Annotated in this window: 14 protein-coding genes; 13 read left to right on the top strand and 1 reads right to left on the bottom strand. The window is 64.8% G+C overall.

Annotated elements, in window-relative coordinates; genetic code table 11:
- A partial coding sequence (locus tag KAY22_RS15425) for an acyltransferase (RefSeq protein WP_296624305.1) occupies positions 1-692 on the bottom strand: 692 nt, incomplete at its 3' end.
- A gap of 287 nt (positions 693-979) precedes the next feature.
- Here KAY22_RS15425 and rpsM point away from each other — a divergent pair.
- From rpsM to kdpA, 13 genes are all read left to right on the top strand, one after another.
- Entirely contained in the window at positions 980-1,348 is a 369-nt protein-coding gene (gene rpsM / locus KAY22_RS15420) for a 30S ribosomal protein S13 (RefSeq protein WP_296624306.1), read from the top strand.
- A 62-nt stretch (positions 1,349-1,410) separates the two neighbouring features.
- A complete protein-coding gene (gene rpsK / locus KAY22_RS15415; protein WP_011952170.1) occupies positions 1,411-1,800 on the top strand; it encodes a 30S ribosomal protein S11 in 390 nt (129 codons plus the stop codon).
- 84 nt (positions 1,801-1,884) lie between these two features.
- Entirely contained in the window at positions 1,885-2,946 is a 1,062-nt protein-coding gene (locus tag KAY22_RS15410) for a DNA-directed RNA polymerase subunit alpha (protein WP_296624304.1), read from the top strand.
- A 115-nt stretch (positions 2,947-3,061) separates the two neighbouring features.
- Complete coding sequence (rplQ, locus tag KAY22_RS15405; protein WP_296624303.1) at positions 3,062-3,484, top strand: 50S ribosomal protein L17; 423 nt, start codon at positions 3,062-3,064, stop codon at positions 3,482-3,484.
- Positions 3,485-3,589: 105 nt separating this feature from the next.
- Positions 3,590-5,734, top strand: coding sequence for a prolyl oligopeptidase family serine peptidase (locus KAY22_RS15400; protein ID WP_296624302.1), 2,145 nt, complete (start codon positions 3,590-3,592; stop codon positions 5,732-5,734).
- Between the two features lie 851 nt (positions 5,735-6,585).
- The gene (locus tag KAY22_RS15395) at positions 6,586-8,505 is read left to right on the top strand and encodes a PQQ-binding-like beta-propeller repeat protein (protein ID WP_296624301.1); all 1,920 of its coding nucleotides are present in this window, start codon (positions 6,586-6,588) and stop codon (positions 8,503-8,505) included.
- A 104-nt stretch (positions 8,506-8,609) separates the two neighbouring features.
- Complete coding sequence (locus KAY22_RS15390) at positions 8,610-9,080, top strand: hypothetical protein (protein WP_296624300.1); 471 nt, start codon at positions 8,610-8,612, stop codon at positions 9,078-9,080.
- A gap of 80 nt (positions 9,081-9,160) precedes the next feature.
- Positions 9,161-10,759 (top strand): glutamine-hydrolyzing GMP synthase, encoded by a 1,599-nt coding sequence (gene guaA, locus KAY22_RS15385; protein ID WP_296624299.1) that lies wholly within the window; start codon positions 9,161-9,163, stop codon positions 10,757-10,759.
- A gap of 36 nt (positions 10,760-10,795) precedes the next feature.
- Entirely contained in the window at positions 10,796-11,656 is an 861-nt protein-coding gene (locus tag KAY22_RS15380; protein ID WP_296624298.1) for a DUF1444 family protein, read from the top strand.
- 239 nt (positions 11,657-11,895) lie between these two features.
- The gene (locus tag KAY22_RS15375; protein WP_296624297.1) at positions 11,896-13,242 is read left to right on the top strand and encodes an aromatic ring-hydroxylating dioxygenase subunit alpha; all 1,347 of its coding nucleotides are present in this window, start codon (positions 11,896-11,898) and stop codon (positions 13,240-13,242) included.
- 26 nt (positions 13,243-13,268) lie between these two features.
- Entirely contained in the window at positions 13,269-13,727 is a 459-nt protein-coding gene (locus tag KAY22_RS15370) for a nuclear transport factor 2 family protein (protein ID WP_296624296.1), read from the top strand.
- A gap of 152 nt (positions 13,728-13,879) precedes the next feature.
- Positions 13,880-13,969: a K(+)-transporting ATPase subunit F gene (locus KAY22_RS15365; RefSeq protein ID WP_296624295.1), complete on the top strand. Its 90-nt coding sequence runs from the start codon at positions 13,880-13,882 to the stop codon at positions 13,967-13,969.
- A 12-nt stretch (positions 13,970-13,981) separates the two neighbouring features.
- A partial coding sequence (gene kdpA, locus KAY22_RS15360; RefSeq protein WP_296624294.1) for a potassium-transporting ATPase subunit KdpA occupies positions 13,982-15,365 on the top strand: 1,384 nt, incomplete at its 3' end.

The following is a 15,365-nucleotide window of genomic DNA, read 5'->3' as shown; positions in this document are numbered from 1 at the left end:
ATCATGCCCGCCAGGAAATTGGGCAGGACCATCATCCAGAGATAGGGCCAGCCGATCGCCGCGATCAGCGCCGGCGATCCACCCGGCTTGCGGCCGGTCAGATCGGCCCAGCACCACAGGACGACGACCGCGGCATAGACGATGAGCAAGGCCGGGCGCAGCCTATGGCGGAAGATCAGGGTCAGCAGCGCCAGCCCGACATAGCAGAGCGCTTCGAAGCGAATGCTCCACAGCGAGCCGTTGATCGCGGTGACAGGGTTGTCACGGAACAGGTTGGGCACCGGGAAGTGATTGGACAGAAGCAGGTTGCCGGCCAGCGTCGCAGCGGCCTCGGCCGGTCCGATCGTGAATCCGGGCGGCGCGAAGAACGGGGTGACGACGAAGGCGCAGACGGAGGTTGCGACCATATAGCCGGGCAAGATCCGCCGCACCCGGCGCAGGGCGAACCGGCCGACGCCGGGGGACATGTCGAAGCTGCGCGCGACCAGAAAACCGCTGATGATGAAGAAAGCCCAGACGCCGATGTTGCCGCTGTTGTAATAGCCGTTGGTGAGGAGCGAGAGCGGCTCCGTCGCTTCGCTGCCGAAGCGCAGCGCGAAGCAATGCGAAAACAGGACCAGAAACGCCATGGCGAGGCGGATGGCGTCGAAATTATTGCGTTCGAGCGATCCCTGCCCCGCGGGTATCAGCATCCTGTCCATCCTTCCGAACGGTCCCCCGCTTAGCGGTCCTGCCCGCTCTTGCCGGGCCGGGCAAGAGACTGCACCTTCGGGGCGGTTCCTGTTTCCAGAATCGCCTCCGCCCGGTTGACAGGGCGTCGAGTCGTCTTTAGTGACCCTCGCTCCCATACCGTCCCGACCGGTACCGCTTCGCGCGCGTGCCGTCCGTGCTGCGTTGTGGGAGGCGGCCCCGGTCCGACGGGGAGAGCGTCGAGATGGGGCGGATTGCCAGCCGCCCCGTGGAGCAGGAGAATAGCACAGTGGCACGTATTGCGGGTGTCAATATCCCGACCAACAAGCGCGTCGTTATCGCGCTGACCTACATTCACGGCATTGGCCCGGCCAAAGCCCAGGAGATCACCACCAAGCTGGGCATCGAGCCGCAGCGTCGCGTGCAGGACCTGAGCGATCAGGAAGTCCTGCAGATCCGCGAAGCGATCGACGCCGGCTACACCGTCGAGGGCGATCTTCGCCGTCAGGTGGCGATGAACATCAAGCGTCTGATGGACCTGGCCTGCTATCGCGGCCTCCGTCATCGCAAGGGTCTTCCGGTCCGTGGCCAGCGCACGCACACCAATGCGCGCACCCGCAAGGGCAAGGCCAAGCCGATCGCTGGCAAGAAGAAGTAATGGGCTTGAGTGCCGGACCATCGGGTCTCGGCGCTCGCTCCTTCATGTAGGAAACGGATAAGATGGCACGTGAACCTCAGCGCATTCGCCGCCGCGAGCGCAAGAACATCACCGCCGGCGTCGCACATGTGAACGCCAGCTTCAACAACACCATGATCACCATCACGGACGCGCAGGGCAATGCGATTGCCTGGTCGTCGGCCGGCATGATGGGCTTCAAGGGCAGCCGCAAGTCGACCCCTTACGCCGCGCAGGTTGCGGCCGAGGACGCCGGCAAGAAGGCCGCCGAGCATGGCGTCCGCACGCTCGAGGTCGAGGTCAAGGGCCCCGGTTCGGGCCGTGAATCGGCTCTGCGCGCCCTGCAGGCGGTCGGCTTCCACATCACGTCGATCCGCGACGTGACGCCGATCCCGCACAACGGCGTTCGTCCTTCGAAGCGTCGCCGCGTCTGATCCGGTGCGGAGGCTTCGGCCTCCGCTCTCCGTCTTTTCCGGCAGGCTGCCTTCCGTCGCCTGCCATACCCTGAGGGGAACACAGTGGCTGTCAACGCAAAGAACTGGCAGGAACTCAAGAAGCCGAACGGCCTCGAAAAGAAGTCGGGCGGCGACGGCAAGAGCAAGGCGACCTTCGTTGCCGAGCCGCTGGAGCGCGGCTTTGGTCTGACGCTGGGCAACTCGCTGCGTCGCGTGCTGCTGTCCTCGCTGCAGGGCGCGGCGGTGACCTCGATCAAGATCGAAAATGTCCTTCACGAGTTCTCCAGCCTCGCTGGCGTGCGTGAGGACGTGACCGACATCGTTCTCAACGTGAAGCAGATCGCGCTGCGCATGCAGGGCGACGGCGCGCGTCGTCTTCAGCTCTCGGCGACCGGCCCGGCCGAAGTCACCGCCGGCATGATCGCGACCCCCGGCGACATCGAGGTGATGAACCCCGATCTGGTCATCTGCCACCTCGACGATGGCGCGACGCTCAACATGGAGCTGACCGCCGACATCGGTAAGGGCTATGTCACTGCGGCGGCGAACCGTCCGGTGGATGCCCCGATCGGCCTGATCCCGGTCGACGCGCTCTACTCGCCGGTCCGCCAGGTGGCGTACAAGGTCGAGAACACCCGCGTCGGTCAGGAGCTGGACTATGACAAGCTCACGCTGACGATCGAGACCGACGGCACGGTGACCCCGGAAGACGCGCTCGCCTATTCGGCCCGCATCCTCCAGGATCAGCTGCAGTTGTTCGTCCACTTCGACGACGGCATGGCGATCACGGCTCCGGCCGCTGGTGGCTCGACCGCCGGCAGCGCCGCTGGCGAGCCCGAGGGCGACGCCAACCAGCTCAACCGCTACCTTCTCAAGAAGGTGGACGAGCTGGAGCTCAGCGTCCGTTCGGCCAACTGCCTCAAGAACGACAACATCATCTATATCGGCGATCTGGTCCAGAAGACCGAGGCCGAGATGCTGCGCACGCCGAATTTCGGCCGCAAGTCGCTCAACGAGATCAAGGAAGTCCTCGCTTCGATGGGCCTCCGCCTGGGCATGGAAATCCCGGGCTGGCCGCCTGAGAATATCGAGGAAATGGCCAAGAAGCTCGAGCAGGAATTCTGATGCGATGGGGAGGGCGACCTCCCCATTCATCGAGAGGGCAAGGGGCGGCCCCTCCGAAATCGCCGCCTGGCTTGGGGTACCTTGAACGGCCCCCTGACAAACGAAGGAAAGAGATATGCGCCATCGCGTTGGCGGTCGTAAGCTTCAGCGGACCGCATCCCACCGTACCGCCCTGTTCCGCAACCAGTCGGCGGCCCTGATCAAGCATGAGCAGATCATGACCACCCTCGCCAAGGCGAAGGAGCTTCGCCCCTATGTCGAGAAGCTGGTCACGCTGGCGAAGAAGGGTGGTCTGGCCAACCGTCGTCTCGCCCATGCCCGTCTGCAGGACGACGTTCAGCTGAAGAAGCTGTTCGAGGTTCTGGCCGAGCGTTATGCGTCGCGCAACGGCGGCTATACCCGCATCATCAAGGCCGGCATCCGCGCTTCGGACGCCGCCCCGATGGCGATCATCGAGTTCGTCGATCGTGACGTCGCCGCCAAGGGCCAGGACTCTGGTCCGGTCGCGGGCGACGAGGACATGGCCGACGCGGCCTGATCCTGGGCGGCCTCCCAATGGAGGCCGAACTATCGCATTGAAAAGAGAGCCGCGGGCGTTACGCTTGCGGCTCTTTTTCTTTGTGTGCGGAGAGGGCGTTTCCGGATGGTGTCGAGGATCGTGCGGGCGTCGCTGGGTGCAGCGGGGCTCCTTCTCTGCCTGTCCGGACCAGCCCGTCTCGCCGCTGCGGAGCCCAGCGTGACCTATCCCGAAACGCGCCGTCAGCCGATCGTCGAGGAGATGTTCGGCGAACGGATTGCCGACCCCTATCGCTGGCTGGAACGCGACGTCCGTACCGATTCCGAAGTGGCGGACTGGGTGGAGGCGCAGAATGCGACCACCCGGGCCTATCTCGGATCGCTCAAGGGCCGCGACGCGCTGCGCGCGCGGCTGAAGCAGCTGTGGGACTATGAGCGCAGCGGCGTGCCCCGAAAGCGCGGCGGGCGTTATTTCCACACCTATAATAGCGGCCTGCAGAACCAGTCGGTGCTGATGGTGCGCGACGATCTGAAGGCGGGCCCCCGGCTGTTGCTCGACCCCAATGGCTGGTCGAAGGATGGCGCTACCGCGCTCGACGAATGGCGCCCCTCCAATGACGGCCGCTTCGTCCTTTATTCGGTGCAGGATGGGGGGAGCGACTGGCGCACGCTGCGCGTCATCGATGCGACGAACGGGCAGGTGCTGCCCGACGAGATACGCTGGGTGAAATTCTCGACCCTCGCCTGGGACGGGCGGGCCGACGGCTTCTTCTACTCGCGCTTTCCCGAGCCGAAGCAGGGCGCGGCCTTCCAGCAGCTCAATCTGCACCACCAGATCTATTATCATCGCCTGGGCACGCCGCAGTCCGAGGACCGGCTGATCTACGCCACGCGCAGCCGCCCGCGCCTGAACCATCATGCCGAGACGACGCAGGACGGCCGCTATCTGCTCGTCACCTCGAGCGAGGGCACCGACGAGCGCTACGAAATCACGCTGTTCGACCTCTCCGATCCCGAGCTCAAGCCCCGGCGTCTCGTGCGCGGCTTCACCAATGAGTGGGCGCTGGCGGGCAGCATCGGCGACAGGCTCTATTTCCGGACGAATTTTCAGGCTGCGCGTCAGCGCCTGGTAATGCTCGACGTCTCACAACCGCGCCCGCGCCCGGTCGAGGTCGTGCCGCAGGGGACCGATACGCTGGTCGGGGCGTCGCTCGTCGGCAGCCGGCTGATCCTCGCTTATCTCGGTGACGCTAAGACCGAAGCGGTGCTGTACGAACTCGACGGGCGTCCGGTCGGCCCGATCAAGCTGCCCGACATCGGCACAGGCGCCGGCTTCGGCGGGCGGGCTGGGGATCCGGAGACCTTCTTCAGCTTCTCCAGCTTCGCCACGCCCTCGACCATCTATCGCTTCGATACGTCGACCGGAAAGATGGAGCCGTTCATCAAGCCGAGGCTCAGCTTCGATCCCGAGGATTTCGACGTCGACCAGAAATTCTTCCGATCGCGCGACGGCACCGAGGTGCCGATGTTCGTCGCCCGCAAGAAGTCGACCCCGTCGGGCGCGCCGGCGCTGCTCTACGGCTATGGCGGGTTCAACGTGGCGATGACGCCGACCTTCTCGCCGGCGGTACTCGACTGGATGGAGATGGGCGGGGTCTATGCCGTCGCCAATCTCCGGGGGGGCGGCGAATATGGCAAGGCCTGGCACGATGCCGGACGGCTCGACCGCAAGCAGAACGTTTTCGACGACTTCATCGCGGCGGGCGAATATCTGATCGCCAGCGGGATCAGCGCGAAGGGCAGGCTGGCGGCGATGGGCCGCTCCAATGGCGGGTTGCTGGTCGGTGCTGTAGTCAACCAGCGCCCCGACCTGTTCGCCGCCGCCAATCCGGCGGTCGGCGTGATGGACATGCTCCGCTTCACCAAATTCACCGCCGGCCGCTACTGGATCGACGATTACGGAGATCCCGGGAAGGAAGAAGATTTCCACGTCCTGCGCGGCTATTCGCCCTATCACAACATCCGCGACGGCGTGGACTATCCCGCCATCCTCGTGACGACCGCCGACACCGACGACCGCGTGGTGCCGGGCCACAGCTTCAAATATGCGGCCGCGCTGCAGTCGGCCTCGATCGGCTCCCGCCCCCACCTAATCCGCATCGAAACGCGCGCCGGTCATGGCTCGGGCAAGCCGACCGACAAGGTGATCGACGAATATGCCGATCTCTGGGCGTTCCTCGGCCATTGGACAGGGTTGAAGCTGCCGGAATAGGGGGCGCAACTGATGGCGCCGGCGGTCCGGCAGTCACGCATTTATGCGCCCTTGCAAGCCGCAGCGTCGTCAGGATGACGGCTATAATCAACGGGATCTCGCCGAACGTCGAAACTGATCCGTATAACGGGGCGACCTTCCGTGAAAAGAACTCTGTAAGTATTATTATAAGATTTTCGAAATACGATTTTCCCATTAATCATAGAAGGCGCGATGGGCATTGTAATTACAGCACCAATCTTATGCATTTCGTATTGGAAAGGAATCGGCCCTTCCATTACGGAGATTTTTAATCCCTTCGGTCCAATAGAGAAAGCGGGCGATTCGGGTGCGGTGTAACACCCAAATATTGTAGCGGCGTCGAGCTCACCGCGTTCGCGAGGTTGGGAGCATGCAATCAGCGTAGCGATAATCGAGAATGAAAAAATAGATCGGCATGTCATGGTCGAACGTTAGCCAGGCTAAATTGTAGGGTCAAAGACGGATCGCTCTTATTCATAAATTGGCAATCAGCGTTGTTTGGAGATTTTGCGCATTTAAATTGCGGGACAGTGCATTTTAGTCATACAGCCGCGTAGAATGCCCACGGACCAGCCGATGCGCCACAGCCGTTATGGCTCGCGATCCGTCGGCTGTGAGGCAACAAACTGCGCCCTCAACTCATTGGCTTGGCCACGCGAGCAGTGGCTGTCGCTCGCCGGCTGTCGCGTTCCGACACCACCCACCCTACACAAACATGCAGGCATGATTGTTTTTTCTTGCCAGCCTCGCCTCTCGTGCTGTTTCTAGCGGCGCGCGCCTGATGCGGTCGACTCGAACTCGGCGGTCGTGATGCGTGCGGAGGGAGAGGAATGCGGGTGAACAAGCGGAAGGTGGCTGCCGTCGGGGCAGCGTTGGCGCTGATGCTGGCGGGTGCCGCCAGCGTGACCGGGCAGCCGGTCAGCGAAAGCCAGGCGATGGAGAAGAAGCGGATCCGCTCGCAGGACGAGTTGCAGAGCAAGGACCGCAATGCGATCGACCCCGCCACTGCGCCGGGCCGCAAGATCTACGCCGACAATTGCGCTGCCTGCCATGAGGGCGGGGTGCCGCGCGCGCCGTCGCCGACCTTTCTGACGCTCCTGCCCGGCGATGCGATCGTCACCGCGCTGACGAGCGGCGTGATGAAGGCGCAAGGCTCCGCGCTGACCCCGCAGCAGCGCGTCGAAGTCGCCGAGTATATCACCAAGCGCCGGCTGACCGCCGATGCGAAGCCGGTGCCGCCGCCCGTCTGCAAGGGGCCGAAGCTGGCGCTGGACATGAACGACGCGCCGCGGCCGGTGGGCTGGGGCCAGGACAATCGCCGCTTCATCCCCGCCGACATGGCCAAGCTGTCGCCGGAAGCGGTCGGCACGCTCAAGCTCAAATGGGCCTTTGCCTTCCCGGCCGCGCTGCGCGCCCGGTCGCAGCCGGCCTATGCCTGGGGCACGATGTTCGTCGGCAGCCAGGACGGCACCGTCTATGCCTTCGACCTCGACAGCGGCTGCACCAAGTGGACCCAGCGCGTCTCCGCCGAGGTGCGCACCGCGATCGTCCCCGATGCCGCGAACAAGCGCCTCTATTTCGGCGACCTCCTGGGCCGTGCCTATTCGCTCGACGCCAAGACGGGCAAGATCCTGTGGCAGGAGAAGCTCGACGACCATCCCGATGCGACGATCACGGGTACGCCGACGCTGGGCGGCGGGATGCTCTATGTGCCGGTGTCCTCGCTCGAGGTGGCACAGGCGGGCGATCCCAAATACCCGTGCTGCACCTTCCGGGGTTCGGTCGTCGCGCTCGATCCGGCGACGGGCAAGCCGCAATGGCGCGCCTATACGGTGGTCGAGGAGCCGGTCGAGCACAGCAAGACCAAGGTCGGCACGCCGATCATCGGCCCGTCCGGCGCGCCGGTCTGGAACAGCCCGACCTATGATGCGCGCAACAAGCGCATCTATTTCGGATCGGGCGAGAATTATTCGTCGCCCGCCGACGATAACAGCGATGCGGTGTTCGCGGTCGATGCCGTGACCGGCAAGCGGCTGTGGCATACGCAGCTGACCAAGGGCGATGCCTGGAACGTCGGCTGCATGCTCGGCAATGACAGTTGCCCGAAGGAGGACGGCCCCGACCATGACGTCGCCGCTTCGCCGCTGCTGATCCCGGTCGACGGAGATCGCAACATCCTGGTCGTCGGGCAGAAGTCTGGCGAGGCCTGGGGGATCGACCCCGACAGCGGCAAGATCGTCTGGCAGGAGCGCCTCGGCCATGGCGGCACCCAGGGCGGCGTCCATTTCGGCATGGCCGCCGAAGGCACCCGCGTCTACGTGCCGATCAACGACATGGCCGACACCGGCGATGCGCGCGTCTATGATGCGTCGATCCGGGGCGCGGGGCTTCACGCGATCGACGCGGCCACGGGCAAGGTCCTGTGGAATGCGAAGGCGGCCACCGACTGCAAGGACCGCAAATTCTGCGATCCGGGCGTGTCGGCGGCGGTCACCGCCATTCCGGGCGTGGTCTTCGCAGGACATCTCGACGGCATGTTCCGCGCCTATGACGGCGCGACGGGCAAGCTGCTCTGGGAAACCGACACGACGAAGACGGTGAAGACGATCACCGGTGCTGAGGGCCATGGCGGCTCGATGAGCGGCCCCGGCGCGCTGGTCGTCGACGGCCATGTGGTGATCAATTCGGGCTATGGCATGTATGCGCATATGCCCGGCAATCTGCTGATGGTGTTCGCACCGTCGAAGTGATCGGCGCAGGCTGATCGACCGGCGGCTTGCTCATTCAGCTTGCCGCAATCTCGCCCCGCCTAATCGCAGTGCATTACAGTCACTCGATCGGGCGGGGCGTTTTCATGATCAGGAAGTTCATCGCATCGGCAGCCGCAGCGGCGCTCCTCGCGGGCGTCATCGCCCCGGCGGCGCAGGCACGCCCCTATTGGGGGCCGCGCCATCATCGCGGCGGCGGCGACACCTTCGGCAACATCCTGCTGGGCGCGATCATCGGCGGCGGCATCTTTGCGGTCGCGTCTTCGGCGTCGAAGAAAAACAAGTCGGTGCCCTCGCGCAGCGGCGACGACCAGCGCGACGATCTGCGCCGCGATGGCGATGACGCCCGCCAGGTGTCGTCGATCTGCACCGAGGCGGTCGAGACTATGGCGCGCGGCCCGGTCTCGTCGGTCGACTCGGTCGGCCGCGACGGCCCCGATGGCTGGCGGGTCGATGGCGTCGTCCGCGGCGAGCGTGGCGACCGCGAATTTCTCTGCGATGTCCGCGACGGCATGGTCGAGAATATCCAACTGCGCGAGCGCCTCGCCTCACGCTGAGGCGGCAGGCGATCGGCCGATAAGGGGCAGGGCGGTCAAGCCGGCTGGACAGCCGCGCCGCCTGCCATTATCGGCTCCCCATGACAGCCCAGCTTCCCACCGCATCCGCCCATGGCATCGGCTCGCAGCCTTCCGAGTCGATCCTGATCGTCGATTTCGGCAGCCAGGTGACCCAGCTCATCGCACGGCGCGTGCGCGAGGCGGGCGTCTACAGCGAGATCGCTCCCTTCAGCAGCGCCGACGCCGCCTTCGACCGGTTGAAGCCGAAGGGCATCATCCTGTCGGGCGGCCCCGCCTCGGTCGCCGACATGGGCAGCCCGCGCGCGCCGCAGCGCTTCTTCGAGGCCGGCATCCCGATCCTCGGCATCTGCTATGGGCAGCAGACGATGTGCCAGCAGCTCGGCGGGTCGGTCACCCCCAGCCATGACAGCCGCGAATTCGGCCGCGCCTTCATCGAGGTGAAGAGCCGCTCCGCGCTGTTCGACGGCCTGTGGAAGGAGGGCGAGCAGCATCAGGTGTGGATGAGCCATGGCGACAAGGTCGACGCGCTCCCGCCCGGCTTCTCCCCCGTGGCCGTGTCTGAGGGCGCCCCCTTCGCCGTCACCTCGGACGAGAAGCGCCGCTTCTACGGCGTCCAGTTCCACCCCGAAGTCGTGCACACGCCCGACGGCGGCAAGCTGATCGCGAATTTCGCGCGCCACGTCTGCGGCCTTGCCGGCGACTGGACGATGGCCGAGTTCCGCGCGACCAAGATCGCCGAAATCCGCCAGCAGGTGGGCGACGGCAAGGTCATCTGCGGTCTGTCGGGCGGCGTCGACAGCGCGGTGGCGGCGGTCCTGATCCATGAGGCGATCGGCGACCAGCTGACCTGCGTGTTCGTCGACCATGGGCTGATGCGCATGGGCGAAGCCGACCAGGTCGTCAGCCTGTTCCGCGAACATTATGGCATCCCGCTGGTCCATGTGAACGCCGAGACGCTGTTCCTCAACGGGCTGAAGGGCCTCACCGATCCCGAGGCGAAGCGCAAGTTCATCGGCAAGACCTTCATCGATGTGTTCGAGGCGGAGGCGAAGAAGATCGGCGGCGCCGGCTTCCTCGCACAGGGCACGCTCTATCCCGACGTTATCGAGAGCGTCAGCTTCACCGGCGGCCCGTCGGTGACGATCAAGAGCCACCACAATGTCGGCGGCCTGCCCGAGCGGATGAACATGAAGCTCGTCGAGCCGCTGCGCGAACTGTTCAAGGACGAGGTCCGCGCGCTGGGCCGCGAGCTCGGCCTGCCGGATATCTTCGTCGGCCGCCACCCCTTCCCGGGACCGGGCCTGGCAATCCGCATTCCGGGCGAGGTCACCAAGGAAAAGTGCGACATCCTGCGCAAGGCCGACGCCGTCTATCTCGACGAGATCCGCCGCGCGGGCCTCTATGACGCGATCTGGCAGGCCTTCGCGGTGCTGCTCCCGGTCCGCACCGTCGGCGTGATGGGCGACGGCCGGACCTATGACTCGGTCTGCGCGCTGCGCGCGGTCACCTCGACCGACGGCATGACTGCCGACGTCTATCCGTTCGACAGCGCCTTCCTCAGCCGCGTCGCCACGCGCATCGTGAACGAGGTCCAGGGCATCAACCGGGTGGTCTACGACTATACCTCGAAACCGCCTGGCACGATCGAGTGGGAGTGAGCTAAGCTCTCTCCCACCAAAAAGGGGGAGGGGCGCATGCGATTTCTGGGCCGGCGGCAGCTTATCGTAGCGGGGATCGTCGGATCTATTGCCGCATGGTTCGGTTCGACACGCGCGACGGCCCGAAGCTTCGGCGATGTCGGCGAATTGCGCGAGGCCGTGATGGCGGCGGCGCGGGCTGCTCCGGGTGTCACGAAGGTCGTCGCGGACCCTGACAATGCGGCGCAGTTCACATCCACGATCGATGGCGAGACAGTCACGTCGGACGTGACGAACCTGTTCGCCTTCCTCTCGTCGCATCCGGACGATAACCCCGACGAGGCGATCGCCCGTTTCGTACGCTCGATGGCAGAGAGCCTGGGCGCGGCGATCACCGACGACATCATCGTGCCCGTCGTCCGCACCCGCGACTATGTGGAGGACGCCGATGGAGGGGGGAAGACAATCTTCCATGAGCCGTTCGGCGCCGATCTCATCACCGTCTATATGGCCGACCGGCCCGACTCCATGGCGGCGATCGGCGTCAAGGATCTGCCAAACCGATCCCTGGAGGATATCCGGAAGACGGCTTTGAGCAATTTGAGGAAGTCGCTCGCGAAGCTGGTCGAGGACGACGAACTCGGCTTCGGCATGCTCTATTATGTCGACGACAATCCCATGCTGTCGCCCAGCCTGCTGCTCCTTGACGAATTCTGGCAGTCGATCGCCGCCCGCTTCTCCGGTGACGTCCTGATCGCGCTCCCCCGGAAGGACCAGCTCTTCCTCTTCGAGGACGATCCCCGACATGCGGCCGCCGCGCGCCGCCTGATCGAGCTTACCATCGAAGAGAACTTCAACCTGCTCACGCCGCAACTCTACGCGCGGCGGAAGGGAAAGGTCGTGGCGGTGAGCGAGTAGCTTGCCGTGATGTTAAGCGCCCGGATTCCGGGAAGACATTGTCAAAGAAAGCTCCGGCGGGCGCTCACTTAGGACTGCGATATTGGCTAGCAGACGGCTTTCGCCGCCGTGCTACGGTCGTCGCGGAGAGGATGATGCGAGAGGAGTCAGCGGTCACGACATCTTGCCGATGAACCCGGCAGCGTCGTGGGCGCTCCGCTCTTCCTCGTGCGCCTGCGACTATGAGCAACGAGACAGGCATGAACCAGACGCGTGAAGGCTTTCGGATCGACCCGGACTGGTATTGGTCGAGCGAGCGGGCCGACCTCGAATGGGACCATGTCTGGTCGAAGCTGTGGCATATGGGGCCGCGGGTCGAGGAGGTCTCCGAGCCGGGCGACGTCTATGTCCACAGCCTGGGGCGCGAGAGCCTGTTGTTCGTCCATGACGACGACGGTGAAGTCCGGGGGCTGTTCAATGTTTGCCGCCATCGGGGCAACCGCCTGCTGCTCAGCGCGGACGGCCCGGCCTATGCGACTCAGTTCAAATGCGCTTTCCACGGCTGGTGCTTCGACCTGTCGGGTAAGCTCGGGGACGTTCCCTATCGCGAGCGCTTCGACCCTGCGCTTCTCGCCGACGAGAGCCGGACGGCGCTGGCCCGTTTCCGCGTCGAGCAATTCGCCGGCTGGTACTGGTTCACGCTCGACGATCATGCGCCCGACCTCGCCACCTATCTCGGCCCGATCGGGCCGCGACTGGCAGCCTATCAGCTCGAGAAGGCCCATATCGTCGACTACAAGACCTTCGAATTCGCCGCGAACTGGAAAACGGTGTTCGACGCCTTCAACGAGAGCTACCATTTCCAGACGCTGCATTCGGACATTCTGAGCTGGGGCAATGAGGATGCCCCGATCACGCTGCTCGGCATCCACAGCTATATGGTCAACGAATATGGCCGCCCGTCGCGGATGTATCCCGATCAGGAGAGCGTGAACCCGTCGCTGCAGGCGTTGCTTCAGGCCAATGGGATCGATCCCGCAACCTTCCCCGGCAAGGCCGGCGACGTGCGGGCCGCGATACGGGATGCGAAGCGCGCCCGGCAGGCGACGGGCGACGAGACATTCCCCTATGCGACGCTCAACGACAGCCAGTTGACCGACGCCTACCACTACATGCTGTTCCCCAGCACCCACTTCAATCTCTTCCCCGAATTCTACGTGACGATGCGCTATCGCCCGCATCCCAGCGGCGATCCGGAGAAGATGTATTTCGACTTCATCATGTGCGCGGCGCTCGGGGAAGGAGAGACCGTGCCGCTCTACGAACATCGGGTGGTGCGCGGCGGCACCGAACGGGTCGCCGACGTACTGCAATGGGGCAAGCGCACCCATCCGATCGTCAACCAGGTCCTCGATGAGGATGTCGGGCTGGTCGAGTTCGTCCAGCGCGGCCAGCGATCGCAAAGCTTCGAGGAAGGCATGCTCGGTCTCGACGAGCGGCGGATCGACCATTTCCACCGGATGATCGACCAGCTGATCCAGGGAGAGTCGATCGGCGATCTGATCGCGCGCTATCCTGTCGAGCCCGACGCACATGGCGGCATCTGATCGAGGCTGGTCGTGAGGAGAGGGTGATGAGCCGACAGCAGAATATCGATCTCGTGAACCGCTATTTCCAGGCGATGCACGACAATGACTGGGCCACGGTCGAGGCCATGTACCATGACGACATCGTCAACCACATGGCGGGAACCACGCCCGCATCCGGACGGATCGAGGGCAAGGCTGCGATGACGGACGATCTGGTCGCGGCGCAGGTCCACGCAGCCATGGTACCCGAGGAGATGCAGTTCGCCCGCCGCTGGAAGGTGATGTGCGCCGACGACGAACGGGTGGTCGCGATCATGGAGGGCGGCGGCCCGACCCGCGCCGGGGATCGCTACGACCAGACCTATTGTGAGATCTTCCGCTTCCAGGACGGCAAGATCATCGAGATGCACGCCTTCTTCGATACCGCGCTGGCCGAGCGGGCCTTGTTCGACAATCCGCTGCGGCAGCCCCGTGGCCCGGTGGCGAAGCCACTGACCTATTGACGGCAGTGCCCACCCTGGACCTGCAACATCGATAGCGCGAGCGTCGCTGCTCCGAATTTTATGCGCGCTTTACGCCCCGGGATGAACATGCCCCGCGCGGCTTAACGCCGCTCGGTGCCATCTGATCGGCCACCCTGGCTGGAGGTGGCCCGATGAACTTCGATCTGTTTCTGGGCGCGTCCGTCGCGTCCGTCCTGCTTGTCTATCTGCTGGCCGTGCTCGCCACGCCAGAGCGTTTCTGAGCGAGGCTGGCCATGACGCTTGCCGGCTGGAGCATGATCCTGCTCTTCACCCTGTCCTTCGTCCTGCTGGCCAAGCCGGCGGGCGACTGGATGCACGCCCTCTATTCCCGCGCCGATTTGCCCGGGGGCGGAGTCGAGCGCTTCCTCTATCGCATGGCGGGCATCGACCGTGACGCCAACCAGAGCTGGGTCGGCTATGCGCTGTCGCTGCTGGCCTTCAATCTGGCGGGCCTCGCATTGCTGTTCGCGATCCTGAAGCTGCAGCATGTGCTGCCGCTCAATCCGCAGGGCTTCGGCAGCGTCGAGACGCTGCTGGCCTTCAACACCGCCGTCAGCTTCGTCACCAACACCAACTGGCAGAATTATGGTGGCGAGGCGACGATGTCGCATCTGTCGCAGATGCTCGGCCTGACCGTGCAGAACTTCCTGTCGGCGGCCACCGGCATCGCCGTCGCCTTTGCCGTGATTCGCGGCTTCGCCCGCAGGGAAGTGCAGGGCATCGGCAATTTCTGGGTCGATGTGACGCGCGTCACGTTGTACCTGCTGCTGCCGCTCAGCCTGCTGCTCGCCCTGATCTATGTGGCACTCGGCGTACCGCAGACCTTCACGGGTTCGGTGGTCGCAACCACGATGGAGGGCGCGCGGCAGACCATCGCGCTGGGCCCGGTCGCATCGCAGCTCGCGATCAAGATGCTCGGCACCAATGGCGGCGGCTTTTTCAACGCCAATTCCGCACACCCCTTCGAGAACCCGTCGGCGCTCTGCAACTTCATCCAGATGCTGTCGATCTTCGTGCTCGGCGCGGGGCTGACGCTGACCTTCGGCAAGGCGGTGGGAAATGTCCGGCAGGGCTGGGCACTGCTCGCGGCGATGACGATCCTGTTCCTCCTCGGCACCGCGGTCGCTTATGGCGCGGAAGCGGCAGGCAATCCGCTTCATCAGGCGCTCGGCCTCGCCGGCGGCAATATGGAGGGCAAGGAGGTCCGCTTCGGTATCGCGGCCACCGCTCTGTTCGCCGCCGTGACGACCGCCGCCTCCTGCGGTGCGGTCATCGGCATGCATGACAGCTTCATGCCGCTGGGCGGACTCGTTGCGATGTTCAACATCCAACTCGGCGAGATCGTCATCGGCGGCGTCGGCGCGGGGCTGTACGGCATGCTCGTCTACGCCATTCTCGCCATGTTCGTGGCGGGGCTGATGGTCGGGCGAACCCCCGAATATATCGGCAAGAAGATCGAGGCGCGCGAGATGAAGCTCGCGGTCGTCGCGATTGCCCTGCCGCCGCTGACGATCCTGGGGCTGACCGCGGTGGCGAGCGTCACGGCTGCCGGACTGGCAGGCCCCCCCGCCAAGGGCGCTCATGGCCTCAGCGAGCAACTCTACGCCTTCTCCAGCG

The sequence above is a fragment of the Rhizorhabdus sp. genome, assembly GCF_018006725.1.
GTDB lineage: Bacteria > Pseudomonadota > Alphaproteobacteria > Sphingomonadales > Sphingomonadaceae > Rhizorhabdus.
This window is presented reverse-complemented; position numbering and strand designations above follow the sequence as displayed.